At 72.7% G+C, this 26,361-nt stretch carries 25 protein-coding genes; 19 read left to right on the top strand and 6 right to left on the bottom strand.

Translation table 11 applies throughout. From position 1 onward, the window contains the following. The first annotated feature begins 30 nt into the window (after positions 1–30). From J5X86_RS38880 to J5X86_RS38905, 6 genes are all read left to right on the top strand, one after another. Positions 31–1,149: a DUF6745 domain-containing protein gene (locus J5X86_RS38880; protein ID WP_208521379.1), complete on the top strand. Its 1,119-nt coding sequence runs from the start codon at positions 31–33 to the stop codon at positions 1,147–1,149. Between the two features lie 161 nt (positions 1,150–1,310). Further along, a complete protein-coding gene (locus J5X86_RS38885; protein ID WP_208521380.1) occupies positions 1,311–2,216 on the top strand; it encodes a glycoside hydrolase family 19 protein in 906 nt (301 codons plus the stop codon). A gap of 92 nt (positions 2,217–2,308) precedes the next feature. Continuing rightward, entirely contained in the window at positions 2,309–3,193 is an 885-nt protein-coding gene (locus J5X86_RS38890) for a GNAT family N-acetyltransferase (RefSeq protein WP_208521381.1), read from the top strand. A 69-nt stretch (positions 3,194–3,262) separates the two neighbouring features. Further along, positions 3,263–4,522, top strand: a complete 1,260-nt coding sequence (locus J5X86_RS38895; RefSeq protein WP_208521382.1) for an MBL fold metallo-hydrolase — start codon at positions 3,263–3,265, stop codon at positions 4,520–4,522. Between the two features lie 206 nt (positions 4,523–4,728). After that, positions 4,729–5,595 (top strand): chitosanase, encoded by an 867-nt coding sequence (locus tag J5X86_RS38900; protein ID WP_208521383.1) that lies wholly within the window; start codon positions 4,729–4,731, stop codon positions 5,593–5,595. 96 nt (positions 5,596–5,691) lie between these two features. Further along, on the top strand, positions 5,692–6,417 hold the full coding sequence (locus tag J5X86_RS38905; protein ID WP_208521384.1) for an alpha/beta fold hydrolase: 726 nt from the start codon (positions 5,692–5,694) through the stop codon (positions 6,415–6,417). Between the two features lie 108 nt (positions 6,418–6,525). Here the strand turns inward: J5X86_RS38905 and J5X86_RS38910 are convergent, their stop codons facing one another. The 3 genes from J5X86_RS38910 to J5X86_RS38920 form a co-directional block, all read right to left on the bottom strand. Beyond that, complete coding sequence (locus J5X86_RS38910) at positions 6,526–7,218, bottom strand: gamma-glutamyl-gamma-aminobutyrate hydrolase family protein (protein WP_208521385.1); 693 nt, start codon at positions 7,216–7,218, stop codon at positions 6,526–6,528. A gap of 42 nt (positions 7,219–7,260) precedes the next feature. Further along, on the bottom strand, positions 7,261–8,757 hold the full coding sequence (gene eat, locus J5X86_RS38915) for an ethanolamine permease (RefSeq protein WP_208521386.1): 1,497 nt from the start codon (positions 8,755–8,757) through the stop codon (positions 7,261–7,263). A 157-nt stretch (positions 8,758–8,914) separates the two neighbouring features. Beyond that, positions 8,915–9,670, bottom strand: coding sequence for a FadR/GntR family transcriptional regulator (locus J5X86_RS38920; RefSeq protein ID WP_078639984.1), 756 nt, complete (start codon positions 9,668–9,670; stop codon positions 8,915–8,917). Between the two features lie 197 nt (positions 9,671–9,867). On the opposite strand from J5X86_RS38920, the gene J5X86_RS38925 reads away from it, so the two are divergent. The 4 genes from J5X86_RS38925 (at position 9,868) to J5X86_RS38940 (ending at position 14,459) form a co-directional block, all read left to right on the top strand. Beyond that, the gene (locus J5X86_RS38925) at positions 9,868–11,235 is read left to right on the top strand and encodes a glutamine synthetase family protein (RefSeq protein WP_078639983.1); all 1,368 of its coding nucleotides are present in this window, start codon (positions 9,868–9,870) and stop codon (positions 11,233–11,235) included. 11 nt (positions 11,236–11,246) lie between these two features. After that, on the top strand, positions 11,247–12,641 hold the full coding sequence (locus J5X86_RS38930; RefSeq protein ID WP_208521387.1) for an aldehyde dehydrogenase: 1,395 nt from the start codon (positions 11,247–11,249) through the stop codon (positions 12,639–12,641). Between the two features lies 1 nt (position 12,642). After that, a complete protein-coding gene (locus tag J5X86_RS38935) occupies positions 12,643–13,425 on the top strand; it encodes a 3-oxoacyl-ACP reductase (protein ID WP_208521388.1) in 783 nt (260 codons plus the stop codon). Positions 13,426–13,493: 68 nt separating this feature from the next. Next, positions 13,494–14,459 (top strand): DUF2510 domain-containing protein, encoded by a 966-nt coding sequence (locus tag J5X86_RS38940; protein ID WP_208521389.1) that lies wholly within the window; start codon positions 13,494–13,496, stop codon positions 14,457–14,459. A gap of 129 nt (positions 14,460–14,588) precedes the next feature. Here the strand turns inward: J5X86_RS38940 and J5X86_RS38945 are convergent, their stop codons facing one another. Then, positions 14,589–15,785 (bottom strand): alanine racemase, encoded by a 1,197-nt coding sequence (locus J5X86_RS38945; RefSeq protein ID WP_078639979.1) that lies wholly within the window; start codon positions 15,783–15,785, stop codon positions 14,589–14,591. 212 nt (positions 15,786–15,997) lie between these two features. Here J5X86_RS38945 and J5X86_RS38950 point away from each other — a divergent pair, with 212 nt between their 5' ends. Both J5X86_RS38950 and mycP read left to right on the top strand, forming a co-directional pair. Further along, entirely contained in the window at positions 15,998–17,038 is a 1,041-nt protein-coding gene (locus tag J5X86_RS38950) for a hypothetical protein (protein ID WP_308124850.1), read from the top strand. Next, positions 17,035–18,252 carry a type VII secretion-associated serine protease mycosin gene (mycP, locus tag J5X86_RS38955; protein WP_208521390.1) on the top strand — a complete coding sequence of 406 codons (1,218 nt, stop codon included), beginning with the start codon at positions 17,035–17,037 and terminating at the stop codon, positions 18,250–18,252. The genes J5X86_RS38950 and mycP overlap by 4 nt, the downstream gene beginning before the upstream one ends. Before the next feature lie 490 nt (positions 18,253–18,742). On the opposite strand, the gene J5X86_RS38960 is transcribed toward mycP, so the two are convergent. Next, positions 18,743–19,501: a serine hydrolase gene (locus J5X86_RS38960; protein WP_208521391.1), complete on the bottom strand. Its 759-nt coding sequence runs from the start codon at positions 19,499–19,501 to the stop codon at positions 18,743–18,745. Between the two features lie 69 nt (positions 19,502–19,570). On the opposite strand from J5X86_RS38960, the gene J5X86_RS38965 reads away from it, so the two are divergent. Together J5X86_RS38965 and J5X86_RS38970 are read left to right on the top strand one after the other, a co-directional pair. Continuing rightward, positions 19,571–20,305, top strand: a complete 735-nt coding sequence (locus J5X86_RS38965; protein WP_208521392.1) for an SseB family protein — start codon at positions 19,571–19,573, stop codon at positions 20,303–20,305. A 153-nt stretch (positions 20,306–20,458) separates the two neighbouring features. Beyond that, positions 20,459–21,259 carry an aquaporin gene (locus J5X86_RS38970; RefSeq protein WP_208521393.1) on the top strand — a complete coding sequence of 267 codons (801 nt, stop codon included), beginning with the start codon at positions 20,459–20,461 and terminating at the stop codon, positions 21,257–21,259. Between the two features lie 85 nt (positions 21,260–21,344). On the opposite strand, the gene J5X86_RS38975 is transcribed toward J5X86_RS38970, so the two are convergent. After that, positions 21,345–21,710, bottom strand: coding sequence for a DUF1844 domain-containing protein (locus tag J5X86_RS38975; protein ID WP_014056105.1), 366 nt, complete (start codon positions 21,708–21,710; stop codon positions 21,345–21,347). A 434-nt stretch (positions 21,711–22,144) separates the two neighbouring features. On the opposite strand from J5X86_RS38975, the gene infC reads away from it, so the two are divergent. From infC to J5X86_RS39000, 5 genes are all read left to right on the top strand, one after another. Continuing rightward, a complete protein-coding gene (infC, locus tag J5X86_RS38980) occupies positions 22,145–22,786 on the top strand; it encodes a translation initiation factor IF-3 (protein WP_119994760.1) in 642 nt (213 codons plus the stop codon). 120 nt (positions 22,787–22,906) lie between these two features. Then, complete coding sequence (gene rpmI, locus J5X86_RS38985) at positions 22,907–23,101, top strand: 50S ribosomal protein L35 (RefSeq protein ID WP_020867203.1); 195 nt, start codon at positions 22,907–22,909, stop codon at positions 23,099–23,101. Between the two features lie 96 nt (positions 23,102–23,197). Continuing rightward, on the top strand, positions 23,198–23,581 hold the full coding sequence (gene rplT, locus J5X86_RS38990; protein WP_078639975.1) for a 50S ribosomal protein L20: 384 nt from the start codon (positions 23,198–23,200) through the stop codon (positions 23,579–23,581). A gap of 503 nt (positions 23,582–24,084) precedes the next feature. Next, positions 24,085–24,918: an RNA methyltransferase gene (locus J5X86_RS38995; protein ID WP_078639974.1), complete on the top strand. Its 834-nt coding sequence runs from the start codon at positions 24,085–24,087 to the stop codon at positions 24,916–24,918. A gap of 44 nt (positions 24,919–24,962) precedes the next feature. Further along, the gene (locus J5X86_RS39000; RefSeq protein ID WP_208521395.1) at positions 24,963–26,174 is read left to right on the top strand and encodes an ATP-binding protein; all 1,212 of its coding nucleotides are present in this window, start codon (positions 24,963–24,965) and stop codon (positions 26,172–26,174) included. Positions 26,175–26,361 lie beyond the last annotated feature (187 nt).

Raw genomic sequence — 26,361 nt, forward strand, 5'->3', positions numbered from 1 at the left:
ATGGCAACTGCGACGGCGGTGGGGAACGGCATGAGTGGTGTGAACGTGCTCGCGGACGAGGACCGGACGGCACGCTGGCGCATGGTCGCCGCGGCCACCGGCCCGGCCGACCGCGAGGCGGCCGAGGCGGGCATCCACCGCGCCTATGAGCAGGCCGGGCTCACCGCGCCCGAGCGGATCGTCTGGACCGGTTCCCCGCTGGCCGCCACGGCGGCCGTGATGCTGCTGACCGGGCAGGGGGACCGGCTGCCCCAGGAGTTCGCCGAGCGGGCGGCGGGCACGCTGCGAGCGGCCGGGGTCGAGCCGGTCGCGGGCGGCGCGGGCGCGTCGGTGCGGGAGGCCGTGCGCACCCATCCGTGGGCGCGCGCCCGGCAGCGGCTCCATGACGACCTGGGCCCGGCCGGCTGGGCCGGGCGGTGGGCGCTCGCGGCGGCGCCGCTGTGGGAGATCACCCGCGCCCTGACCGAGCGCGTCCGCACCGGGGTCGTCGAGGCCCTGGCGCCGGATCCGGACCGGGGGACGGCCGTCCGGCTCGCCCTGCTGGACGCGGTGCTGGGGCAGCATGACGCACCCTGGCTGGCCGCCGTCGCGGACGCGACGGAGCCCGACCCGCTGGCCGGTGTCGCCGCGGTCGCCCGCGCCGCCGGCTGGTGGTGGCCGTACGAGAAGGCTGTGATCGTCGCCGAGCGCCCGGTCGAGCTGCACCGCGACGAGGCGGGCCGTCTCGACCGCGGCGACGGTCCCGCGCTCGCCTTCCCCGACGGCTTCGCGCTGTACGCCTGGCGGGGCATGCCGGTGCCCGCGGCCTTCCTCCGGCAGCTCGGCGAGCTGACCCCGGACCGCATCCGCGAGGAGGAGAACGCGGAGCTGCGCCGGGTGATGCTGGAGCACTACGGCTACGACCGCTATCTCGAAGAGTCCGGGGCCGAGCCGGTGCACCGCGACGAGACCGGGGTGCTGTGGCGTATCGCGCTGGACGGGGACGAGCCGGTGGTGATGGTCGAGGTGGTCAACTCCACGCCGGAGCCCGACGGTACGCACCGCACCTACTGGCTGCGCGTACCGCCCCGGGTCCGGACCGCCCGCGAGGGCGTCGCCTGGACCTTCGGGGTGGACGCCGACACCTACCGCCCCGAGCGCGAGACCTGATCCCACGTCAGATTCCCGCGCTGTTCACGGACTTGTCCCGGCGGGCGCCCTTTTGCTCATTCCAGCACAAAGGTTTGGTCTATACCTTGACTGGTATAGACCAAGCCCGCTTGAGTGTCCCTCAGCATTGCAGGGCCCCCCACGCGAAGGAGATCGGCCTCATGTGGAGACGACGTGTTCTGGCGCCGCTCGCGGCGACCGCGGCGGTGTGTGCGAGTGTGCTTGTCATGCCCATGGCCTCGTCCGCCTCGGCGGCGGGGACGACCGCCCAGGCGGCCTGCGACTACCCGAACTGGGCCGCGGGCAGGGCGTATGTCGCCGGCGACATCGTCCGGTACACCGACGGCAAGTACTACCGCGCGGAGCACGACAACCCGGGCTATGACCCGGTGATCAGTACCTGGTACTGGGAGCCCTTCAACTGCGGCGGCGAGGGCCAGAACCCGAGCGGCTTCGTGGTGACCGAGGCGCAGTTCAACCAGATGTTCCCGAACCGGAACTCGTTCTACACCTACCAGGGCCTGACCGCCGCCCTGAGCGCCTACCCCGGCTTCGCCAACACCGGCAGCGACACCGTCAAGAAGCAGGAGGCGGCCGCCTTCCTGGCCAACGTCAACCACGAGACCGGCGGCCTGGTCCACATCGTGGAGCAGAACACCTCCAACTACCCGCACTACTGCGACTCGAGCCAGCCCTACGGCTGCCCCGCGGGCCAGGCGGCCTACTACGGCCGCGGACCGATCCAGCTCAGCTGGAACTTCAACTACAAGGCCGCGGGCGACGCACTCGGCATCGACCTGCTCGGCAACCCCTGGCTGGTGGAGCGGGACGCCGCGGTGTCCTGGAAGACCGCCCTGTGGTTCTGGAACACCCAGAGCGGGGCCGGCTCGATGACCCCGCACGACGCCATGGTCAACCAGCGCGGCTTCGGCGAGACCATCCGCGCCATCAATGGCAGCCTGGAGTGCAACGGCGGCAACCCCGGCCAGGTGCAGAGCCGGATCGACGCCTACCAGCGGTTCGTCCAGATACTCGGGACCACCCCCGGCTCCAACCTGAGCTGCTGAGCGGCCGCTGACCGGGCCGCCGAGCGGCCATCCGGTCAGAAGCGAGGAAATTGAGGTGCGCCGCTCCGCCGCTCCGCGCCAGCCTGGAGCACATGGCGTGGACGGTGACGTACGACCTCGATGAGTTCCGGGCCGCGGCGGGCGACTTTCTGGGCGCCCGCCCGGCCCGGCACACCACTTTGCTCACAGTGGTCTCCTCCCTGGTGGCGGGAGGCAGCGGCAGATACGGCGACCAGCCGCCGGTCTACGGATGGTGGACCGGGCAGGGCTCGGTGGAGGGCGCGTTTCTGTGCACCCCGCCCTACCCTCCGCTGCTCTCCCCCCTGCCCGGTGAGGCGGCCCGGGCGCTCGCCCGCACCCTCGCGGGCAACGGCGAGCGGCAGATCACCGGAGTGAACGCCGGGCGCGAGACCGCCGAGACCTTCGCCACCGCCTGGACGGGCCTCACCGGTGCGATGAGCAGCGTCGAGCAGAACCACCGGCTCTACCGGCTCTCCACCCTCACCCCGCCCGATCCCGCCCCGCCGGGGCGCCCCCGGACCGCCACCGTCGCCGACCGCGATCTGCTGCTCACCTGGTACGAGGAGTTCGCCCGCGAGACCCGGGCGCTGATGGACAATGTCGCCACCCAGGTGGACGACAAGCTCAGCCACGACGGGATCACCCTGTGGGAGCTCGACGGCCGGCCGGTGGCCTGCGCCGGGATCAGCCGTACGGTCGCGGGCATGGCCCGGGTCGCCCTCGTCTACACCCCACCTGAGCTGCGCGGACGCGGTTATGCGGGCGCCGCCACGGCCGCCGTGAGCCGGGCCGCGCGGGCCGCCGGGGTGCAGGAGGTCCTGCTCTTCACCGATCTCGACAACCCCACCAGCAACGCCCTCTACCAGCGTCTGGGCTACCGCCCGCTGGAGGACCATCTGCTGCTGTCGTTCACCTCGGCCGAGCGCACCGTTCCGGAACAAGGTCACCCCTCGTAAGAGTTGTGTGATTGCAGCCCAACGGCACCGCGCGTTGGAGTGCCCCCGCCCTCTCACCCTGGAGGATCCGTGACCGGCTCCCATCCGACACGTTCCCGGCTCACCGCCGCCCTGCGCCCCGCCGCCTTCGGGGCGGATCCCGCTGGGGAGCGGATGGAGCGCATCCGACGGTCGCCGAACTTCGCGAACGGTGTGTTCGTGAACCCGGTGGGCGCCCGCACCGTCCCGTCCGGCTCGATGCTGAAGTTCGCGTCCACCTACTTCCGCAAGGAGGAGCGCGTCCGCAGGGCCCCGGCCGGGACGGTGCCGGTGCACCCCACCACCGTCGCCGATCTGGCCACCCCGCCCGCCTCCGGGCTGCGGCTGACCTGGATGGGGCACTCCAGCGTGCTCGCGGAGATCGACGGGCGGCGGGTGCTGTTCGACCCCGTATGGGGGCAGCGCTGTTCGCCCTTCTCGATGGTGGGGCCCAAGCGGCTGCATCCGGTGCCGGTGCCGCTGCGGGAGCTGGCGCCGGTGGACGCGGTGGTCATCTCCCACGACCACTACGACCATCTGGACATGCCCACGATCCGGGCGCTGGTGCGGAGCCACGCCATGTTCGTCGTCCCGCTGGGGGTCGGCGCCCATCTGGAGCGCTGGGGCGTCCCGGCCGACCGGATGACCGAGCTGGACTGGCGTGAGTCCACCGAGGTCGCCGGGCTCAGGCTCACCGCCACTCCGGCCCGCCACTTCTGCGGGCGCGGGCTGCGCAACACCCAGCACACCCTGTGGGCCTCCTGGGTGGTGGCCGGTCCCGAGCACCGGGTCTACCACAGCGGGGACACCGGCTACTTCCCCGGTTTCGCGGAGATCGGCGCGGCGTACGGGCCGTTCGACGCGACCATGGTGCAGATCGGCGCGTACTCCGACTACTGGCCGGACATCCATATGACCCCCGAGGAGGGCATGCGGGCCCACCTCGATCTGCAGGGCGGGGACCCGGCGAAGGGGGTCATGCTGCCGATCCACTGGGGCACCTTCAACCTTGCCCCGCACCCGTGGGAGGAGCCCGCCGAGGGAACGGTGTCGGCGGCGGAGGAGGCCGGGGCGAACGTGGCCGTTCCGCGTCCGGGGCAGCCGTTCGAGCCGGGGCAGGGGCTGCCGCTGGAGCCGTGGTGGCGGGCGATCGCGGCACGGCCGGTGACGAGGACGCCGGCCGGGGCCGAGGGCGCGGCCGAGCCGGCGGGCCTCACCGGTGCGACGGGTTTGTCCGGGGCCACCGGCGGGTCCGGGGCGTCCGGGGCGGCTGGCGGCGCGGACCCCGCGATGCCCATACCCCAGTCGTAGCAAGGGAGTTGGCGCCGCTTTCCGGAGGCGGACCGGCACAGGGCTTCTTTGTCGAATGGTGTCGAAACCCTTGTGGTGGACACGACGCGCTCGCTTGAATGGTTAGGAAAGGTTCCTAACGGATCGTCCCAGGACCCGGGCTGCCCCGGTGTGTCCTGGGACGGCCGCGCGCACTTCCCCCACAGTCGACAAGGAACGGAGTCCCCATGTCCCCCATGCCCCGGCGGATCGGCCTCGCGGCGGTGGCCGTCGCCGTACCGGCCGCGCTCGTCTTCACCGGTGTCGGAGTCGGACAGGCGTCCGACCACCTGCCGTCGTCGGCGGACGTGCACCGCCACTCGGCGCACAAGGCCGCCGCGGCGAGCAACCTGGACGACCCGGCGAAGAAGGAAATCGCCATGAAGCTGGTCTCCAGCGCCGAGAACTCCTCGCTCGACTGGCGCGCCCAGTTCCAGTACATCGAGGACATAGGCGACGGCCGCGGCTACACCGCGGGCATCATCGGATTCTGCTCCGGCACCGGCGACATGCTGGAACTCGTCGAGTACTACACCCAGCAGAAGCCCGGCAACGTCCTGGCCAAGTACCTCCCCGCGCTGCGCGACGTCGACGGCACCGACTCCCACGACGGCCTGGACCCGAACTTCACCGAGGACTGGAAGAAGGCCGCCGCCGACAAGGCGTTCCAGGACGCCCAGGAGCACGAGCGCGACCGCGTCTACTTCAACCCGGCCGTCGAGCAGGGCAAGGACGACGGCCTGGGCGCGCTCGGCCAGTTCATCTACTACGACGCGATCGTGATGCACGGCCCCGGCGACAGCAAGTACAGCTTCGGTGGCATCCGTAAGACCGCGCTGTCCAAGGCCAAGCCCCCGGCGCAGGGCGGCAATGAGACCACGTACCTCAACGCCTTCCTCGACGCCCGTAAGGAGGCCATGAAGAGCGAGGAGGCGCACAGCGACACCAGCCGCGTCGACACCGAGCAGCGGAAGTTCCTCGACGAGAAGAACTTCGACCTGACGCCCCCGCTTCGGTGGGCGGTCTACGGCGAACCGTTCGAGATCAACTCCTGACCGCCGTACCGGTCCCCGCTTGCTAAGCGGGACGCTGTCCCATATTTTTAACCGGGACGGCGTCCCGTTTATTTTTTATGCGGTTGGAGCGGAAATATGTCGACATATCTGCTGGTGCACGGTGCTTGGCACACGGGAGAGTGCTGGGAGCGGGTGGTCCCGTTGCTGGCGGCGGCCGGACACCGGGTGGTCGCGCCGACGCTGACCGGCTACGGCGACACGGCACATCTGCTCGGCCCCGAGGTGGGGCTCGATACACATGTCGACGACATCGTCGGGCTGATCACCGAGGAAGACCTCACCGATGTGGTGCTCGTCGGGCACAGCTATGCCGGGCTGGTCATCTCGTCCACGGCCAACCAGGTCCCGGACCGGATCTCGCATCTCGTCTATCTCGACGCGATGGTCCCGGAGCACGGCGAGAGCGCGGCCGATGTCATGCCCTTCGCTCAGGGCATGATCGACCAGGCCCTGGCGTCCGAGAGCGGCTGGCGGAATCCGCCCCTGGCCGGGATGGACCCGTCCTGGGGTCTGTTCGGGGTCACCGATCCGGCGGATGTGGCGTGGCTGCGCTCGATGATGTCGGATCAGTCGGTGCGCTGCCTCCAGCAACCGGTCCGGCTGGACAACCCGGCCGTGAACGCGATCCCGCGGACGCATATCCACTGCGTCGCCAATGTGCCGCCGGGCATGACCCGGCGGCCCGTCCCCGCGATCCAGCCCAACGGCTCCCCGGCGCAGGTGTGGGAGTTGGAGACCGGCCACGACTGCATGATCACCATGCCGGCCGAACTCACCGAACTGCTGCTCAAGCTCGGCTGATCCGCTCGCCCGGCCCCGGCCCGGCCCCGACCCCGGCCCCGGCCCCGACCCCGGCCCCGGCCCCGACCCCGGCCCCGGCCGCGACGGCCGGGGCCGGCCGGGCTCGTCTCAGCCCCCCGCCGCCTCCACCAGGGCGCGCATGATCCGTACGTCGTCGCCCGCCTCCGGATGCCACTGGACGCCCAGCACGAACCCCTCCACGTCCGGCAGTTCCACCGCCTCCACCGTTCCGTCCTCCGCGGAGTGGGCCGAGGGGACCAGGCCCTCGCCCAGGTGGGCCACGGCCTGGTGGTGGAAGGTGGGGACGGACAGCGGGTCCGGGAGGATCTCGGCCAGGAGCGTGTCCGGGACCGGCTTCACCTCGTGGTGGTCGAAGACGCCGGGCCGGCCCGCGTGGCCGTCCAGGTGCTGGACGAGGGTGCCGCCGAGGAAGACGTTCAGAAGCTGGTGGCCACGGCAGATGCCCAGCAGGGGAGTGCCCGACGCCAGGGCCGCGTCGATCAGGGCCAGCTCCCAGGCGTCCCGCTCCCGTGCGGGCGGCCCGGTGCGCGGGTCCACCTCGGCCCCGTACCGCACGGGCTCCACGTCCGGACCGCCGGAGATGACGAGCCCGTCGAGGCGGGAGACGATCCGCGCGGCGGCGGCCGGGTCCTCGTCCGGCGGCAGCATCGCCACCAGGCCGCCCCCGCGCTGGACGAGCCGGTGGTAGCCCGCGGGCAGCAGCGCGGCGGGGAGGTTCCAGACACCCCAGCTCGCCGAGGATTCGAGATAGGTGCTGACGCCGATCAGGGGCTTGGCCACCGGGGACTCCGATCTTCGAAGATCTGTGCACTCACTGTGCGCTCAATCGCGGGACAGTTCCGCCTCGGCCTCCGCCAGCGCCGCGAACTCCTCCTCCGGTGCGGCCGCGACCAGGCGATGGCGGCTGTAGAAGGCGAAGTAGGCCAGCGCCACCGCGTAGACGCCGAGCGCGATGAAGGCCGCGTCCTTGTCCACCAGGAAGGTGGCCACCAGCGCGGAGCAGGCCAGGACGAAGGCGATGGACGACGTTACCGTGCCGCCCGGGGTGCGGTAAGGCCGGTCCAGGCCCGGCTCGCGGCGGCGCAGGACGATGTGGGAGAGCGACATCAGGGCGTACGAGATGGTGGCGCCGAAGACCGCGGTGTTGAGCATCCGGGCGCCGTCGCCGGTCCACGCGGCGAGGGCGAAGCCGATGGCGCCCGGGACCAGCAGACCCAGGAACGGGGCCTTGCGCCTGCTGGTCAGGGAGAGGAAGCGGGGCAGATAGCCGGCCCGGGAGAGGGCGAACAGCTGGCGCGAACCGGCGAAGATCAGAGAGAAGAAGGAGGCGACGAGCCCGGCGAGGCCCGCGTAATTGACGATGCGGGACAGCACGGTCGCCTTTCCGCCCGGCTGCAGCGCCTCGACCAGCGGGTTGCCCGCCTCCTGCACGGCGCCGGAGCCGCGCGCCCCCGTCGCCGCGAGGAAGGTGAGCAGGGCGAGGATCAGCAGGATGCCCATGGACCAGGCCATGGCCTTCGGCAGCGTACGGGCCGGGTCCCGGGTCTCCTCCGCCGCGAGCGGCACCCCTTCCACCCCCAGGAAGAACCACATGCCGAAGGGGAACGCCGACCAGATGCCGAGCAGCCCGAACGGCAGCCAGGAAGTGGCACCGGCCGCCGAATGGTCCACCGGGATGTCGTTGAGCGAGCCCGCGTCGAAGTCGGTGAGGGCGCCGACGGCGAAGACCAGCAGCGCGGCGACGGCGATGGCGGTCACGACCAGACTGAACCGCAGGGCCTCGCCCACGCCCCACAGATGGATGCCGATGAAGAGGATGAAACAGGCCAGATAGACCGGCCAGCCCGACTCCAGGCCGAAGAGCCCGAGCGACTCGACGTAGTCGCCGATGAAGATGGAGATGGCGGCGGGGGCCAGGACGTACTCGATGAGGATCGCCGTACCGGTGAGAAAGCCGCCCCAGGGGCCGAGGGCGCGCCGCGCGAAGCCGTAGCCGCCGCCCGCCGTGGGGAGGATCGCGGCCAGCTCGGCCAGGGCGAACACCATGCAGGCGTACATCAGGCCCATCAGCAGGGCGGCGATGGCGAGCCCGCCGAAGCCGCCCTCCGACAGGCCGAAGTTCCACCCCGAGAAGTCGCCGGAGACGACATAGGCGACGCCGAGGCCGGTCAGCAGCAGTGGGCCCGCGCTGCCGCGCCGCAGGGTGCGGCGCTCCAGATACGCGTCCTCGGGGGACGGCGCCGGGGCACCGCCCGGCGGGGCGCCGCCGACGGAGGCGCGGGCGGATTCGGTGCGGGCGGACTCGGTTCCGTCGGCCATGGGGGGACTCCTGCTCCACGCGAGGGGGCGATGGCAAAGGTGTGGGGCCATACCTTTGTCTGCCGGTCGGCGATGCGCAAGACCTCTGCGTAAAACCGTGGTTAAGCGCCGGTGCTCTCCAGTCCACGTGCTCGGGCGGACGGGCCAGGCGCGGGGGTCAGACCAGGAAGCCGCGCAGCAGCGCCGCCGTGCCCTCGCAGTGCTCCCGCATCACCTCGCGCGCCCCGTCCGCGTCCCCGTCCAGCACCGCCTCGACCAGGGCACCGTGCTGGGCCTGGGAGTGCTCGAGGTTCTTCACCAGCAGCGGGATGCAGTCCAGCAGGTCGTTGACGGTCGCGCGGACGGCCGCGTACTGGGCGGCCAGCGACGGTGAGCCCGCCAGCTCCGCGAGCGTGAGGTGGAGCATGGTGTCCAGGCGGCGGTAGTCGGCCAGCGGGGCGTCCCGCGTGGCGTCCAGGGCCGCCCGCAGCCGCCGTACCTGCCCGTCCCCGAGCCCGTGCGCGGCGCACAGCCCCGCCGCGCCCACCTCCAGGACCTCGCGGAACCGAAGGGTGTCCTCGACGTCGACCGCCGCCACCCGGCGCCGCAGCTCGTCCTCGCCGCCCCCGGCGGGCTCGGGCCGGGCCCGGACGAAGGTGCCGCCGTAGCGACCGCGGCGGCTCTCCACCAGCCCCTGGTCCTGCAGCACCTTCAGCACCTCGCGCAGGGTCACCCGGCTGATCCGCAGCCGGTCGGCCAGCTCCCGCTCGGCCGGGAGCCGGCCGCCGTCGGGGACCAGCCCCAGCCGCAGCACCTGGAGTATCTGCTCCAGCGCCTCCTCGAAGCCGTTCCCCGCTCGCACCGGGCGCAGCACCGGCGCCAGCCGGTCGTCTGCCGCTGCCGCGCTCCCGTGCTCACTCCCGCTCTCGCTCATCGAACCGTCCGCACCTACTTCCCAATCAATGGTCTGCGGTATTACCTTAAGGCCACCCCACGCCACCCAGACCCTCTCCGATTCCCCGAACTCCCCGAAAACTCTCGGAACTCTCCGAGCTTCCCGAGCTTCCCGAGTTCGCCGAACTCCCCGAATTCCCAGACTCCCCGCACTTCTCCGACGCAGGAGGCCCCACCGTGGCAGACCGCACGCCCCCGCTCTCGGTCGACGAGCTGACCAGACTGGTCGCCGCCGGGGAGATCGACACCGTCGTCCTGGCCTTCACCGATATGCAGGGAAGGCTCCAGGGCAAGCGGTTCGCCGCCCGCTTCTTCCTCGACGACGTCCTGGCGCACGGCACCGAGGGCTGCAACTACCTCCTCGCCGTCGACACCGAGATGAACACCGTCGACGGCTACGCCATGTCCTCCTGGGAGCGCGGCTACGGCGACTTCGCCATGCACGGCGACACCGCCACCCTGCGCCGCACCCCCTGGAACCCCGGCACCGCCCTCCTCACCGCCGACCTCGCCTGGCACGACGGCAGCCCCGTGGTCGCCTCCCCGCGCCAGATCCTGCGCCGTCAGCTCGACCGGCTCGCCGAGCGCGGCTGGACCGCGTACACCGGCACCGAGCTGGAGTTCATGGTCTTCCGGGACAGCTACGAGCAGGCGTGGAACACCGGCTACCGCGGGCTGACCCCCGCCAACCAGTACAACGTCGACTACTCCGTCCTCGGCACCGGCCGGGTCGAGCCCCTGCTGCGCCGCATCCGCAACGAGATGGGCGCCGCCGGGATGACCGTCGAGTCGGCCAAGGGGGAGTGCAACCTCGGCCAGCACGAGATCGCCTTCCGCTACGACGACGCCCTGACCACCTGCGACCAGCACGCCGTCTACAAGACCGGCGCCAAGGAGATCGCGGCCCAGGAGGGCATGGCGCTCACCTTCATGGCCAAGTACGACGAGCGCGAGGGCAACTCCTGCCATATCCACCTCTCGCTGCGCGACGAGGCCGGGCACCCCGTGCTCGCCGACGACGACGGCCCGTACGGCATGTCGAAGACCATGCGCCACTTCCTCGCCGGACAGATCGCGGCGATGCGTGACTTCACCCTGCTCTACGCCCCGAACATCAACTCCTACAAGCGGTTCCGCCCCGGCTCCTTCGCGCCCACCGCCGTCGCCTGGGGCCCGGACAACCGCACCTGCGCGCTGCGCGTCATCGGCCACGGCCCCTCCCACCGGCTGGAGAACCGGCTCCCCGGCGGCGATGTCAACCCGTACCTGGCCGTGGCCGGGATGGTGGCCGCCGGGCTGCACGGCGTCGAGCAGGAGCTGGAGCTCCCCGAGGTCTGTACCGGCAACGCCTACACCGGCGACGCCGAGCACGTCCCGACCTCGCTGCGCGACGCCGCCGAGCTGTGGCGGAACAGCCCCATAGCGCGGGCCGCCTTCGGCGACGAGGTGGTCGAGCACTACCTCAACATGGCGCGCGTCGAGCAGGACGCGTACGACACCGCCGTCACGGACTGGGAGCGCTTCCGGTCCTTCGAGCGCATGTGAGGAACCACCGAGTGAGCAACGAACCCTCCCACCAGCACCCCCACGAGCACCAGGTCCTCAATCCGGCCACCGAGGAGGTCATCGCCACCGTCCCCGCCGCCACCCCGGAAGACGTGGCAGCCGCCGTCGCCCGCGCCACCGAGGCGCAGCGCGGCTGGGCCGCGTTGGCACCCGCCGACCGCGCCCGGCTGCTGCGCCGCTTCGCCGCCGTGGTGGACGGGCACATCGAGGAGCTCGCGGGGCTGGAGGTCCGCGAGGCGGGCCATCCGATCGGCAACGCCCGCTGGGAGGCGGGCAATGTGCGCGATCTGCTGGACTACGCGGCCGGGGGAGCGGAGCGGCTGAACGGCGCCCAGATTCCGGTGGCCGGCGGGCTGAACGTCACCTTCCATGAGCCGCTCGGCGTGGTCGCGGTCATCGCGCCGTGGAACTTCCCCATGCCGATCGCCGCCTGGGGCACCGCGCCCGCCCTGGCCGCCGGGAACGCCGTGGTCCTCAAACCGGCCGAAACCACCCCGCTCACCGCGCTCCGGCTGGCCGAACTCGCCCTGGAGGCGGGCCTTCCCGAGGGGCTCTTCCAGGTGCTGCCCGGGGCCGGGCCGGTCGCGGGCGCCGCGCTGGTCGAGCACCCCGGCGTCGCCAAGGTCGTCTTCACCGGCTCCACGGCCGTCGGCAAGGGGATCATGGCCAAATGCGCGGAGGGGTTGAAGCGGGTGACCCTCGAACTCGGCGGCAAGAGCCCGAACATCGTCTTCGCCGACGCCGACATCGAGCGCGCCGCGGCCGCCGCCCCCGGCTCCTTCCTGGACAACACCGGACAGGACTGCTGCGCCCGCAGCCGCATCCTGGTCCAGCGGAGCGTCTACGACCGGTTCATGGAGCTGCTGGCGCCCGCCGTGACCTCCTTCGCGGTCGGCGATCCGGCCGACCCCGCCACCGCCATGGGCCCGCTGATCTCGGCCGCCCAGCGGGAGCGCGTACGGTCCTACGTACCCGAGGACGCGCCCGCGGCGATCCGTGGCGAGGCCCCGAAGGGCAAGGGGTTCTGGTACCCGGCCACCGTGCTGGAGGCCACCGACCCCGGGGACCGCGCCGCCGTGGAGGAGATCTTCGGCCCCGTCGCCGTCGTCCTGCCCTTCGAGGACGAGGCCGACGCCGTACGGCTGGCCAACGCCACCGACTACGGCCTGTCCGGCTCGATCTGGACCCGCGACGTGGGCCGCGCGGTCCGGGTCTCGCGCGCCGTCGCCGCCGGGAACCTGTCCGTCAACTCGCACAGCAGCGTGCGGTACGCCACCCCCTTCGGCGGCTACAAGCAGTCCGGCCTGGGCCGGGAGCTGGGTCCCGACGCCCTTACCGCCTTCACCGAGACCAAGAACGTCTTCATCAGCACCGAGGAGCAGTGACGTGACCGAGACCCCCGTGTGCCGCCGTCTGGTGGGCCGTACCGCCGTCGTCACCGGAGCGGGCAGCGGCATCGGCCTGGCCACCGCGCGCCGCCTCGCCTCCGAGGGCGCGCAGGTCGTCTGCGCCGATATCGACGAGAGCGCGGGCAAGGCCGCGGCCGACGCGGTCGGCGGGCTCTTCGTCCGGGTGGACGTGACCGACCCCGAGGAGGTCGAGGCGCTCTTCAAGACCGCCTTCGATACTTACGGTTCGGTGGACATCGCCTTCAACAACGCCGGTATCTCGCCGCCCGACGACGACTCGATCCTCACCACCGGACTCGACGCCTGGAAGCGGGTCCAGGAGGTCAACCTCACCTCCGTCTATCTGTGCTGCAAGGCCGCACTGCCGTACATGCGGCAGCAGGGCAGGGGCTCCATCATCAACACCGCCTCGTTCGTGGCCGTGATGGGCGCCGCCACCTCGCAGATCAGCTACACCGCCTCCAAGGGTGGGGTGCTGGCCATGTCCCGTGAACTGGGCGTGCAGTTCGCCCGCGAGGGCATCCGGGTCAACGCGCTGTGCCCGGGGCCGGTCAACACCCCGCTGCTGAAGGAGCTGTTCGCCAAGGACCCGGAGCGGGCCCAGCGCCGGCTGGTCCATGTGCCGGTGGGCCGGTTCGCCGAACCGGAGGAGATCGCCTCCGCCGTGGCCTTCCTGGCCAGCGATGACGCCTCCTTCGTCAACGCCGCCGAGTTCCTCGTGGACGGCGGGATCGCCGGGGCGTACGTCACTCCGTTGTAGTCCTGTGCGCAGTCCCGCCATCCGCGGTGTACGGACCGCACCCCTGGCCATAGGCTGACCGTGTGACCATGAACACGCCCCCCGGCTGGTACCCCGATCCCGGCTACGCAGGTAACGGCCCCGCCATGGAACGGTGGTGGGACGGTTCCGCCTGGAGCGAGTACACCCGTGACGCCTCGGGCGCCGCGGACCCGGCCTTCGGCCCGCCGCCGCCGCCCTACCTGCCAGGGCGGCAGGGCGGCCACGGCCGGGGCCGCGGCCCGAGAATCGCGGCGGTCTCGGTCGCCGCCGGCGTCGTGGTCGCCGCGATCGTCGGGGGCATCGTGCTGCTGGGCGACGGCGGCGACGGCGGTGGTGGCAACGCCCAGACCGGGCCCGCCGCCCCCAGCGACTCCACCCCGCCGGACGGCGGCGACCCGGCCCCGGACCTCCCCACCCCGGACAGCCCCTCGGACGGGCCGACCGACACCCCCAGCGCACCGCCCAGCTACGACCCGGACACCGCCCCGGACCCCGGCAACGGCATCAGCCTGCCGGTGCTCACCGGCTGGCAGGCGGGGCGCAGCAGCTCCGGCGGCGCGGGCGTCACCACCTCCCGCTACCCCTGCCCGGGTGACCCGTCCACCGAATGCGTACGCGGCGGCGCCTTCTCGCGGACCGCCCAGGGCTACAAGGCGACCTCCGCCAAGGGCATAGCCAAGGAGGACATCGCGCAGAACGCCGAGGAGTCCTACGGCACCGACGAGGACAACGACCGTAAGGCGTACGGCGGGATCACCTCCCACAAGGGGCTGAAGGAGTCGGCGGTCGAGGTCGCGGGCGGGAAGGGCTATCTGGTCCGCTGGAAGGTGGTGACGAAGAAGGGTGACGACGGCGTCGTCCAGTCGCTGGCCTTCCCGTCGCCCACCGTGCCGGACACGATGGTCGTGGTGCGCTTCGGGTTCGACGAGAGTGACAAGGCGCCGCCGCTCAGCGACATGGACAAGATCGTCAAGGGCATCGAGGCGCTGGCGGGCGACGGCCGGTCCATCTAGGCGCGTCGCCGGTCCGCCTAGGCGCGTCGCCGGTCCGTCCGGGCCGAAGTCGCCGGTCCGTCCAGGCCGTAGTCGCCGGTCCATTCAGGCCGAAGTCGTCGGTCCGTCCGGGCCGAAGGAGCGGGCCGGTCAGAGGAACGTTCTGCCCTCGCCCCGGTACGTCGGCGCGTCGGCCACCACCCGGTCCCCCTCGATCAGCCGCAGCGTGTCGAACCGCTCGCACAGCTCACCGGCCTTGGCATGCCGGAACCACACCTTGTCGCCGATCAGCAGATCGTCGGCGGCCGTGCCCAGCAGCGGGGTCTGCACCTCGCCCGGCCCCTCCATCGAGTCGTACACCAGCCCCTCCGGCAGATACGGCACCGGCAGCCGGTCCCGCCCCGGCGCGCCCGACGCCGGATAGCCGCCGCCGAGCACCGTCACCACGCCCACCCCGGGCCGGCGCACCACCGGCTGGGCGAACAGGGCGGCCGGGCGGCCGTGGAAGGAGGTGTAGTTGTCGAAGAGGCGCGGCTGGTAGAGCCCGGATCCGGCGGCGATCTCGGTCACCGCGTCCTCCGCGGCGGTGTGCTGCACACTGCCCGTACCGCCGCCGTTGACGAACTCCAGGTCCGCCACCGCCCGCACCGCCCGCACGACCGCGGCCCGGCGCGCCGCGAGCTCCCGGCGTGCCACGGACTGCATCAGCCGTACGGCGCGCGAGCGCAGCGGACTGCCCGGCACCGCGTCGCCCACGCCCGCCACATGACCCTCGTACGCCATCAGCCCGACCAGCCGGAAGCCGGGGCGGCGGTCGATCGCCCGTGCCAGCTCGGCCAGTTGCTCCGGTTCGCGCAGCGGTGAGCGCAGCGCCCCGACCCGCACCCGTCCGCCGAGCATCCGGAGCGAGGTGTCCAATTCCAGGCAGACCCGGACCTCTTCGGTCCCGGCGCGAACGCTGTCGATCAGATCGAGCTGGGACAGGTCGTCCACCATGACCGTCACGGCCTCGGCCAGCTTGGGGTCGCTGGTCAGGGTGGCGAAGCCGTCCCGGTCGGTGGAGGGATAGGCGAGCAGGACGTCGTCGAACCCCTCACGCGCCAGCCACAGCGACTCCGGCAGCGTGAAGCTCATGATTCCCGCGAAGCCGTCCCGTGCCAGCACCCGCTCCAACAGTGCCCGGCAGCGCACCGATTTGCTGGCGACGCGGATCGGTTTGCCTCCCGCCCGGTGGACCAGATCCCGGGCGTTGTCGTCGAAGGCTCCCAGGTCGACAATCGCCACGGGCGCTTCGAGATGGGCGGTGGCCCGGTCGTACCGGGCCCGGTCAGCGGCGGCAGCGGACATGGACGCAGCTTGCCAGACCGCCATTACCACTGGGTAGAGGGCAGCCGGTGCGCAGGGCCCCCGGCTCCCCGTAGAGTGTCGCGCACGCCACGACCGGCAGGTCAGCGGCGTGTTGTCCGTATACGGGCCCACCTGCCCGAAAGGCGGTGGGTGGTGCGGCGAACCGGACGGAGCCAGGTGAAACAGGTGTCGACGGCTGCGAGGTGGTGCTGGTGAGCACCGACGCGGAACAGGCGCACTCACCCCACAGCACGCCCCCACCGCGCCCCGCACATCCCCCGCGCACGGCGCCCGCGCAGCCTTCCGCGCCCCCGCCGCGCCCCACCGCCCCGCCCGGGTTCACCCCGGATCCGGACACCCCCATCCTCGGCGTACGGGCGAAGGTCCCGTTCCCCAGGGGCACCGCCGGGGCGTCCGGCACCCGGCTGCCCCCACGCCCCTCCGCACCGCCGCGCACCGGCGCGCTCTTCGCCGACGGCGGGCGGGGCGGCCGGCGCCGTCCGCCCAGCCGTACGGCGGCCGCCGCCGCGAGTCTCGTCCTCGGCCTCGGGCTGCTCGGCGGCGCGGCGGCCGGGAGTTGGCTGGGCGAGGACCCCGACGCCCCGCCGTCCACCGCCGACACCTACGCCCACGCCCGCTCCGCCTGGCACAGCGTCCCCGTGGACGACCTCTTCCCGCGCACCCTGCGCGGCGGGGGCGAGGGCCCGGGCGGCGCCGATCGCGTCTGGAGCCGAATAGCCGTCGCCCCGGACAGTAGCTGCGGCGGCGGATTCGACCCACTGCTCGCCAAGGCGCTGGCCCCGGTGGGCTGCAAGCGGCTGGTGCGCGCCACGTACACCGATGCCACCAGCACCAGCGTCACCACCGTCGGGGTGCTGATCACCACCTCCGGCCCCACCGGGATGCGGACGCTGCACCAGCGCTTCGTGACCGAGAAGCTGGACGAGCGCACCGATCTGATGCCCCGCGCGTACGCAGCCAGGGGCACCGCGGCGGCCGGCTTCGGCGACGACCAGCGCGCCAGCTGGCGGATCCGGATCCTCACCGACGCCCCCGTCGTCATCTACAGCGTCAGCGGCTTCGCCGACGGCCGTAAGGTCACCGATCCGCAGTCGGCGGGCGAGGCGACCCAGCGGGGCGCCACCTCGGCCCCCGCGCAGTCGGGCCTCGGCAACGACGCCCGAGGCATCGCCGACGCGATCGAGCCCATATTCCGCCGGGCCCTGTCCACGCTCACGGAGACCACGTCATGACCGGGATCGGGCGGCGCCTGGCAGTGGCTCTCACCACCGCGGGGCTGACCCTGGTGCTCGCCGCGCCCGCGAACGCCGACGGCATACAGGCCCAGGAATGGGCGCTGGACACCCTCCACGTCCAAGAGGCATGGCAGACGACCAAGGGCTCCGGGGTCACCGTCGCCGTCCTCGACACCGGCGTCGACGACAGCCACCCCGACCTCGAAGGCCAAGTGCTGCCCGGTAAGGACCTCATCGGCTTCGGCGCCCGGCGCGGCGAACGCGCCTGGGCCCGCCACGGCACCGCCATGGCCGGGATCATCGCCGGTCACGGCCACGGCGCGGTCGGCGGAGAGGGCGTCCTGGGCGTCGCGCCGAAGGCGCGGATCCTGCCGGTGCGGGTGATCCTCGAGGACTCCGACGCCGCCCGTAAGAAGGCCCGTTCGTCCCGTGGCGGCGCGCTGGCCGCCGGTATCCGCTGGGCCGCCGACCACGGCGCCGACGTCATCAACCTCTCGCTCGGCGACGACAGCGCCTCCGCCCACCCCGAGGCCGCCGAGGACGCCGCCGTGCAGTACGCGCTGCGCAAGGGCGTGGCCGTGGTCGCCTCCGCGGGCAACGGCGGCGAGAAGGGTGACCGGGTCTCCTATCCGGCCGCCTACCCCGGGGTGATCGCCGTGACCGCCGTGGACCGCTACGGCTCCCGCGCCGCCTTCTCCACCCGCCGCTGGTACGCCACCGTCTGCGCACCCGGCGTCGACGTGGTCATCGCCGACCCCGACAAGCGCTACTACGAGGGCTGGGGGACCAGCGCGGCCGCCGCCTTCGTCTCCGGCTCCGTCGCCCTCGTCCGCGCCGCCCACCCCGAGCTGAGCCCGCGCCAGATCCGGGAGCTCCTCACCCGGACCGCCCAGGACGTCCCGGAGGGCGGCCGCAGCGACGCCCTCGGCGCGGGCCTGGTGGACCCGGCGGCGGCGATCGCCGCGGGCGGCAAGATGAAGCCGGAGGCCCAGCGCCCCGCCGTGGCCTCCTCCCCCCAGCGCTACTTCGGCAACGGGCCAGGCCACGCCCAGGGCGAGCACGGCGACCCCGGCCCCAACGAGATGGCGCTGCTCGCCGGAATCGCCGGAGCGGCCCTGGTGGTCGCCGCGGTCGCCCTATGGCGCGGCTCGGGCCCCCTACGGATGCCACCCAGGCTGCGCTCGCTGCTCACGGGCATCCGCGCGGGCTGAGGCACGTCCCCACCGCGTCGTCGGCTCGGGCCCGGCGCTCATCGCGCTTGCGCGCGGTGCTCCTGGCGATCCGTGCGTGCTGAGGCCAGGCGTTGGCCTGGGGCGTGCCGGCGATGCGCGTGGTCGGCCGAGACCCGCTCCGAGGGCGCCGCTGACGAGGTACCGCCCGCGCTGAGCCGCGTCGGGGCACGCTGGTCGGCCGAGAACCGCCGTGAGCGCTGCCCCCGACCTTTCGTTCGCGCTGAGCGAGGCGTTGGCCCGAGCCGCGTCGGGGTGAGTGGCCAGTTGGGACCCGTTGCGGGCGCTGCCGACGGGGTTCCGTGCGCTGAGCGGGCCCCGGGCGCCGCGTCGTCGGCTCGGGCGTGCCGCGCGCTGCAGCACGGCGGCGGCGTCGGGTCGGGCGCGCTGTGCAGGCCGCTCACCGGGTTCCGTAGGGCGTCGGGCCGGGCCCCATGGCCGTTGTCGGCTGCAGGCCGTTCCGGCGTGTCGCTTACCGGGATCGGTATGTGCGGGCCGTCGCCACGGCCGTACGCGCCACCTCCTCGACCAGCGCCACCCCGCTGTCCAGGTCCGCGCTGCCCTCGGACAGCACCGCGACCAGATAGGCGCGCCCGTCCGCCGTCACCTCGCCGATGCTGTTGACGACCCACAGCCCGGTGGCATCGCGGGGCATCCAGCCGTTCTTCAGCCGTGTCCCGGGGCCGCCGCCGTCGGCGGCGGCCGAGACGCCCCAGCTCTGGCGGTCGACGACGCGCCCCATCAGCGCCCGTAGATACGTCCGCGCGCCGCCGTCCAGCGGCGAGTCGTCCGAGAAGACCGCGCGCAGCAGGGCCAGTTGGTCGGCGGCAGTGGTCAGGCTCACGCCCCAGTTCCCGCCGCTCCCGGCCCGGGTCGCGGTCAGGCCGAGCCGCTGGTGCGCCGCGTCGAGCCCGGCCGCGCCGCCGATCGTCTGCCACAGCGCGGTCGCCGCGTCGTTGTCGCTCTGCTCGATCATCACGGCCGCATGCGATCGCTCCTGGGCGGTCAGCGACCGCCCCTCGGCCTCCGCCCTGAGCAGCAGCGCCGCGAGGATGCCCACCTTGACGATGCTCGCCGTGGCATACGAGCCGTCACCGTGGACCCCGCTCGTCCCCGACCGGGGATCCAGGACGGCGACGGAGAAGTGCGCGCCGGAGCCCTGCGCCACGGGGCTGAGCGCGTCGGCGAGCGCCGCGCTCAGCCCCTGCTCCTCCGTCACGTCGTCCGCCATCCGTCCACGCCGCCTCCCTCTCCGCCGCCCGCCGCGTCGGGCCCTCCCCGCTCTCGATACCCTCATGGCGTGGCGCTCAAGAACATTCCCGACCCTGGCTTCTCCGGCGACGACGGCTCCGCCGACCCCCGGCTGACCGCGGCGCTCGCCGCCTGGGCCGATGACCGCTCGGCCGAGCCCGAGGTGCTCGCCGCACTCACCGACGCCCGCCTCCTCGTCCCCGTGATGGCGATCCTCGGCGAGGTCGAGGAGGGGCCCGACCGGCTGCGCCGCGAAAAGAGCAGCGACATGGCGGTGCCCACGCTGCAGGCTCCCGGCGGTCGGCGCGCCCTGCCCGCCTTCACCTCGCTGGAGACGCTGGCCCGCTGGCGCCCGGACGCCCGGCCCGTGGCCGTACCGCTGCGCCAGGCGCTGGAGGCCGCCGCCCATGAGAAGGCGGACACGCTGGTCCTGGACCTCGCGGGCCCGGTGCCGTACCAGCTGACCGGCGCCGCGCTGCTGGCCCTCGCCGAGGGGCGGACCAGCACCGATCCGCTCGCCGACCCGGCCGTGACCGAGGCCGTGCGTGCAGTACTGGCCGCCGAGCCGGACGTGCTCAGGGCCCATCTGGCACCGGCGGCGGACGCCGACGGGATGCTCGCGCTCGCCCTCGTGCCTCAGGCGCCGGCGCGGGAGACGGCGCACCGGGTGGCGGGCGCCCTGGCCGCCGACGAGGTGCTGCGGGCACGGCTGGTGCGCGGGCTGACCCTGGCGCTGCTGCCGCCGGACGCGAAGGTCCCCGGCGAACCGCTCTTCAGCCGCTGAGGGGGCGGGGCTCCGGCCCGCCACAGAGGCAGAGCCCGGCCCGCTGCGGGGGCGGGCCCCGGACCTCCCCATTCGGACCAACAGGCGAATCGCCTCAATTCCCCCCACAATGCTTAGGCGACTGGCGGTCGGAATCTGCGTGAGGAGAGCGCCATGGAGACGAGAACGGTCGTAGCGGAGTTCATCGGGACCGCGATGCTGGTCCTCTTCGGAGTCGGTTCGCTGGTCCTGGCGGGCGACTACATCAACGCCCTCGGGATCTCGCTCGCCTTTGGCTTCACGCTGATCGCGATCGCCTACGCGTTCGGACGCATCTCGGGCTGCCACATCAACCCGGCGGTGACCCTCGGCGTGCTGCTGGCCAAGCGCATCGACATCCGTACGGCCGTCCAGTACTGGGTCGCGCAGTTCGTCGGCGCGATCGTGGGCGCGGCGGTGCTCTTCCTGCTCGCCAACCAGGTGCCCAGGCTCCAGACGGCCGACGCCTTCGGCAGCAACGGCTACGGCGGCCGCTCACCGGTGGGCATGGGTGCGGGCGGGGCCTTCCTCGCCGAGGTGCTGCTGACCTTCCTGCTGGTCTTCGTCTTCCTGGCGGTGACCCACTCGGTGGCGCTGGTCGGCGGCGAACCGATCCCGGTGGGCCTCGCCCTCGCCGCCGTCAATCTGATCGGCATCCCGCTGACCTGGGCCTCGGTCAATCCGGCGCGCAGCTTCGGCCCCGCGATCTTCGCGGGCGGCGATGCGCTGGGCCAGCTCTGGCTGTTCATCGTGGCACCGCTGGTCGGCGGGGTGCTCGCCGCCGTGGTGCACCGGTTCACCCATCTCCATCCGGCGGGGCAGGTCGACCAGGAGGAGGCCCATCCGCCCCCGGCGACCGGACCGTGGGGGCGGCTGCGCGGCGGCCACCGCCCCGAGGCGGGCGGCCAGGAGACCAAGGGCCCGGAGGCGGCCTGAGTCGCGCACGCGGGGGCCCGGGCCCGGAGGGCGTACGGGCCCGGAGGGGCGTACGGGCTCCCGAGGGGCCCGTGCCCTCCGGAGGTCAGCCGAAGACCGGGCCGGTGAACTTCTCGCCGGGCCCCTGCCCCGGCTCGTCCGGCACCACCGACGCCTCACGGAAGGCGAGCTGCAGGGACTTCAGGCCGTCCCGCAGCGGAGCGGCGTGGAAGGAGCTGATCTCCGTGGCGCTGGCCGTGACCAGCCCCGCCAGGGCGTTGATCAGCTTCCGCGCCTCGTCCAGGTCCTTGTGCTGGGGGCCCTCCTCGGCCAGGCCCAGGTTGACCGCGGCGGCGCTCATCAGGTGCACCGCGACCGTGGTGATCACCTCGACCGCGGGCACATCCGCGATGTCCCGGGTCATCCGGTCGAAGTCGGGGGCCGGCGGCTGCCCGGCGTTGGCGTCGCTCATGGTGGTCGGGGCTCACTTCCTGAGGGATGGTGGGCCCCAGCCTAGGCGGCCGCCCGGCGCCGTACGCACGGGGCGGGTGAGTTCACAGGAACGCCGGGGAACGCAGGGGAACAGGGGACGGGGCGGATGCCGAGGACGCACCGGGTGAGCATCCCGGGCCAGTCCTGGTATCGTAGATAAACGACCGGCCGGTCACGCGCGTGTCCGGCCCGCAAGTGGAGGCTCCCCAGCTCCCACCTTCCGACCCCCCGGGTCGGCAGGTCATCGGTCAGGCTGCGCCCCGCGGTGATATCGCGGCGGTGCTCCCGGTCAATGAGGAGCCCCGCCTGTGTACCCGTCGGGGCGTTTTGTGCGTTACGGCGCGGTGGTCATACCGAAACAGACGTTACGCGGCAGTCCGCCAGACGGTCGCGTGGTGCAACCGAGGAGGATCCATCAGCGCCGAGCCCCGCATCAACGACCGGATTCGCGTCCCCGAGGTGCGACTCGTCGGTCCCAGTGGCGAGCAGGTCGGCATCGTGCCGCTTGCCAAGGCCCTGGAGCTTGCGCAGGAGTACGACCTCGACCTCGTCGAGGTGGCGGCGACCGCTCGCCCGCCGGTCTGCAAGCTCATGGACTACGGAAAGTTCAAATACGAGTCGGCCATGAAGGCCCGTGAAGCGCGCAAGAACCAGGCGCACACGGTCATCAAGGAGATGAAGCTCCGGCCGAAGATCGACCCGCACGACTATGACACCAAGAAGGGTCACGTCGTCCGGTTCCTCAAGCAGGGCGACAAGGTCAAGATCACGATCATGTTCCGTGGCCGTGAGCAGTCCCGGCCCGAGCTCGGCTACCGGCTGTTGCAGCGGCTCGCCGAGGACGTCCAGGAGCTGGGCTTCGTGGAGTCCAACCCGAAGCAGGACGGCCGAAACATGATCATGGTTCTCGGTCCGCACAAGAAGAAGACCGAGGCGATGGCCGAAGCCCGCGAGGCGCAGGCCGCCCGCAAGGCGGAGCGCCAGGGAATTCCTCACCTGGACCAGTCCCCGGACGCGTCCGTCGAGGAGCCTGCCGAGGAGCCCGCCGAGGCGTGATTGAGAGGCGCGAGCCTCGACCGCCCACCCGGGGCCGAAGGGCTCCGGACATCAACCGAAACACATGACGCTTCCGCGTGCAGAACCGCGGAGGCGTCCCGACGAGGAGAGTACGGCGACATGCCGAAGAACAAGACGCACAGCGGTGCCAGCAAGCGCTTCAAGCTCACCGGCTCCGGCAAGGTGGTGCGCCAGCGCGCCGGTCGCCGCCACCTTCTCGAGCACAAGCCGTCCACGCTGACGCGCCGCCTGGCCGGAAAGGTCGAGATGGCCCCCGCCGACGCCAAGAAGATCAAGAAGCTTCTCGGCAAGTGACGCCCCGCCCCGCTTCGGCGGGGCGAGCGCCAGACCGGGACCTATTCGTTTCCGGGCCGCGTGAGTCACCCGCGGCCCCGTACAAGGAGTTAACAAGTGGCACGCGTCAAGCGGGCAGTCAACGCCCACAAGAAGCGCCGGGCGATCCTCGAGCAGGCCAGCGGCTACCGGGGCCAGCGCTCCCGCCTGTACCGCAAGGCCAAGGAGCAGGTCACCCACTCTCTGGTCTACAACTACAACGACCGCAAGAAGCGCAAGGGCGACTTCCGCCAGCTGTGGATCCAGCGCATCAACGCCGCTGCCCGCGCCAACGGCATGACGTACAACCGCTTCATCCAGGGTCTGAAGGCCGCCAACATCGAGGTGGACCGCAAGATCCTGGCCGACCTCGCGGTCAACGACGCCGGTGCGTTCGCCGCGCTGGTCGAGGCGGCGCAGAAGGCGCTGCCGAGCGACGTCAACGCGCCGAAGGCCGCGTAACCGCTGCGCTGAGCTGTACGCCATGGACCCGCAGGTGAACGCGTACCTGCGGGTCCGCGTATGTCGGTGCCCCTGGGGGGTTTCGTTGCCGGACGCGGGCCGGTGGCCGGGTTGTGCCCACCCGTTCCTCCCCCAGCTACCGCTGGGAGATGCCCCGGCGGAACGATTGCCCACAACCGGGCGTGCCCCGCCCCGCAGGGCGATTGCGCGCAACCGGGCTGTCTCCGTCCTGCGGAACGAATGCCCACAACCTGGCTCCGCGTCGGCCGCCCGGCGGGGCCTGCCCGGCCCGGCTCGGCGCGTGGCCGCCGCCCGGACGAGCCGGACCCGGTCCGCGGGGGCGCCCGGCGCCGCCCGGCCGGGCGGCGCGGCCAAGGCGGTCCCCGGCTGCCGCCGTTCCCCGGGGGCCCGGGGGCCCGTCCCCGGTTTCGGGAAGGGGCGGGGTGGGGGAAGCCCGCCCCGCGTCACCACCACACACCGCACGAGAAAGCGCATCGCACCCCATGGCGACCCCCGAGTTGACGTCCCTGCGATCGCCGCGTGTCACCGCCGCCCGGCGGCTTGCCAAGCGCAGCTTCCGCGGGAAGGAGCGGCGGTTCATCGTCGAGGGGCCGCAGGCCGTACGGGAGGCCATCGCGCATCTCGTGGAGGTGTACGCAACCCCCGAGGCCGCCGAGCGCCACGCGGACATCCTCGCTGCCGCCCGCGCCGCGAACCTTCCCGTCCTCACCGCCTCCGACGAGGTCATCGCGGAGATGTCCGACACCGTCACCCCTCAGGGCGTCGTCGGGCTGTGCCGCTTCCTCGACTCGCCGTTCGAGGAGATCCTGCGCGCCCGGCCGAGGCTCGTCGCCGTCCTCGCGAACGTCCGCGACCCCGGCAACGCCGGAACCGTGCTGCGGTGCGCCGATGCCGCCGGGGCGGACGCCGTGGTGCTGACGGACGCCTCCGTGGACCCCTACAACCCCAAGGCCGTACGCGCATCCGTCGGCTCCCTCTTCCATCTTCCCGTCGCCGTCGGGGTGCCCGTCGAGCGCGCGGTGAGCGGGCTGCGGGAGGCCGGGGCGCGGGTGCTGGCCGCGGACGGGGCGGGGGAGCGGGACCTGGACTCCGAGCTGGACGACGGGCTGCTGGGCGCCCCCACCGCCTGGATCTTCGGCAATGAGGCATGGGGCCTGCCGGAGGCTACCCGCGCACTCGCGGACGAGGTGGTGCGCGTTCCGATTCACGGCAGGGCCGAGAGCCTCAATCTCGCCACGGCCGCCGCCGTGTGCCTCTATGCCTCCGCTCGTGCGCAGCGCGCTCCCGCAGGGTGCCGCTCCGTCACATCGACCTAGTAGGGTTGCCCCCTCTGGGAGGGGACCCGAGAGGGGGTGTGGGGATGGACGTCAGGACCTCCGGCGCCAGGGCGGCCGACGCCCATGCGCCTGGAGCAGGGCCGCCTGGAGCAGGGCCGCCCGGCGGTGGGCGCGACCTCTCGTCCAGCGGGCCGGGCCCCGGCCTGCCCGGCGGCGCGCCGGACGGATTCGCGCCGCACCCCGACGATCTGCCCGACGGCCTGGTGGTGGCCGATGAGACCGGCCTGGTCACGTGCTTCAACGCGGCGGCGGCCCGGATCACCGCCACCGACCCCGCGGACGCGATCGGCCGCCGGCTCGAGGTGGCCCTGCCGTTAGAGGACCTGGACGGCCGGCGCTGGTGGGCGCTGACCGATCCGTATGGAGGGCTGGCCATCCGGGCCGGTCAGCCCGAGCGGAACCTGCTGCTGCCGGGCGGGCGCGAGGTGCTGGTCTCGGCCCGCTATGTGCGCGAGCGGCCGACCGGACCGGTGCGCCGGGTGGTGGTCTGCCTGCGCGGCACCGAGGCCCGCCGCCGTACCGAGCGCAGCCATGCCGAGCTGATCGCGACCGTCGCCCATGAGCTGCGCTCGCCGCTGACGTCCGTGAAGGGGTTCACGGCCACCCTGCTGGCCAAATGGGAGCGGTTCACCGACGACCAGAAGCGGCTGATGCTGGAGACCGTCGACGCCGACGCCAACCGGGTCACCCGGCTGATCGCCGAGCTGCTGGACATCTCCCGGATCGACTCCGGCCGCCTGGAGGTGCGCCGCCAGCCCGTCGACCTCGCCGCCGCCGTCCGCCGCCATGTGCAGGCGCTCACCGCGGCCGGGCACACCGCCGAGCGGTTCCTGATCAGGTCCAGGGGGCCGCTGCCCAGGCTGTGGGCCGATCCGGACAAGATCGATCAGGTGCTGGGCAACCTGCTGGAAAACGCGGTGCGCCACGGCGAGGGAACGGTCACCATTGATATAGCGCCCGCGACACCGGCCAAGCCGGTCGTGGAGGGCCCCCCTGTCGAAAGGACCGCCGTCACCGTGAGCGACGAAGGCCCCGGTATCCCGGAGGAGTCGATGAGCCGCGTCTTCACCCGCTTCTGGCGGGGCAGCAAGCGCGGCGGCACCGGCCTCGGGCTCTACATCGTCAAGGGCATCGTCGAGGCGCACGGCGGGACGATCACCGTCGACCGGGCCCGCGGCGGCGGCGCGGAGTTCCGATTTATCCTGCCCGTGGGCACCCCGGCCTATCTGGCCTGAGCCGCCCGCGGGCTTCTCCGGCACGGGGCGGACCCCGCGCGGCGGCCGCCGAGCGGCGTCCCCCGGAACAACACCCCTCCCGCGCCCCTTAGACTCGGGCTTTGGCACCTTTGGCGTCCCTTGCACGGGGCGCAGCGGTCGCAGCCAGTCGAGCCGGGGTCGCGCAGCCGGGGGGCACCTCCCAGCG

This window comes from Streptomyces sp. NEAU-YJ-81, assembly GCF_017592595.1.
GTDB classification, from domain to species: Bacteria; Actinomycetota; Actinomycetes; order Streptomycetales; family Streptomycetaceae; genus Streptomyces; species Streptomyces hygroscopicus_B.

Excerpts from the sequence above, each read along its gene's own strand:
- J5X86_RS38920 (WP_078639984.1), bottom strand. The coding sequence starts at position 9,670 with ATGAGCGAGAGCGGGAGTGAGCACGGGAGCGCGGCAGCGGCAGACGAC.
- rpmI (WP_020867203.1), top strand. The coding sequence starts at position 22,907 with ATGCCGAAGAACAAGACGCACAGCGGTGCCAGCAAGCGCTTCAAGCTC.
- J5X86_RS38960 (WP_208521391.1), bottom strand. The coding sequence starts at position 19,501 with ATGGCGGACGACGTGACGGAGGAGCAGGGGCTGAGCGCGGCGCTCGCC.
- J5X86_RS38890 (WP_208521381.1), top strand. The coding sequence starts at position 2,309 with ATGGCGTGGACGGTGACGTACGACCTCGATGAGTTCCGGGCCGCGGCG.
- eat (WP_208521386.1), bottom strand. The coding sequence starts at position 8,757 with ATGGCCGACGGAACCGAGTCCGCCCGCACCGAATCCGCCCGCGCCTCC.
- J5X86_RS39000 (WP_208521395.1), top strand. The coding sequence starts at position 24,963 with ATGGACGTCAGGACCTCCGGCGCCAGGGCGGCCGACGCCCATGCGCCT.
- J5X86_RS38975 (WP_014056105.1), bottom strand. The coding sequence starts at position 21,710 with ATGAGCGACGCCAACGCCGGGCAGCCGCCGGCCCCCGACTTCGACCGG.
- J5X86_RS38880 (WP_208521379.1), top strand. The coding sequence starts at position 31 with ATGAGTGGTGTGAACGTGCTCGCGGACGAGGACCGGACGGCACGCTGG.
- mycP (WP_208521390.1), top strand. The coding sequence starts at position 17,035 with ATGACCGGGATCGGGCGGCGCCTGGCAGTGGCTCTCACCACCGCGGGG.
- J5X86_RS38905 (WP_208521384.1), top strand. The coding sequence starts at position 5,692 with ATGTCGACATATCTGCTGGTGCACGGTGCTTGGCACACGGGAGAGTGC.
- J5X86_RS38940 (WP_208521389.1), top strand. The coding sequence starts at position 13,494 with ATGAACACGCCCCCCGGCTGGTACCCCGATCCCGGCTACGCAGGTAAC.
- J5X86_RS38885 (WP_208521380.1), top strand. The coding sequence starts at position 1,311 with ATGTGGAGACGACGTGTTCTGGCGCCGCTCGCGGCGACCGCGGCGGTG.
- J5X86_RS38995 (WP_078639974.1), top strand. The coding sequence starts at position 24,085 with ATGGCGACCCCCGAGTTGACGTCCCTGCGATCGCCGCGTGTCACCGCC.
- J5X86_RS38900 (WP_208521383.1), top strand. The coding sequence starts at position 4,729 with ATGTCCCCCATGCCCCGGCGGATCGGCCTCGCGGCGGTGGCCGTCGCC.
- J5X86_RS38970 (WP_208521393.1), top strand. The coding sequence starts at position 20,459 with ATGGAGACGAGAACGGTCGTAGCGGAGTTCATCGGGACCGCGATGCTG.
- J5X86_RS38945 (WP_078639979.1), bottom strand. The coding sequence starts at position 15,785 with ATGTCCGCTGCCGCCGCTGACCGGGCCCGGTACGACCGGGCCACCGCC.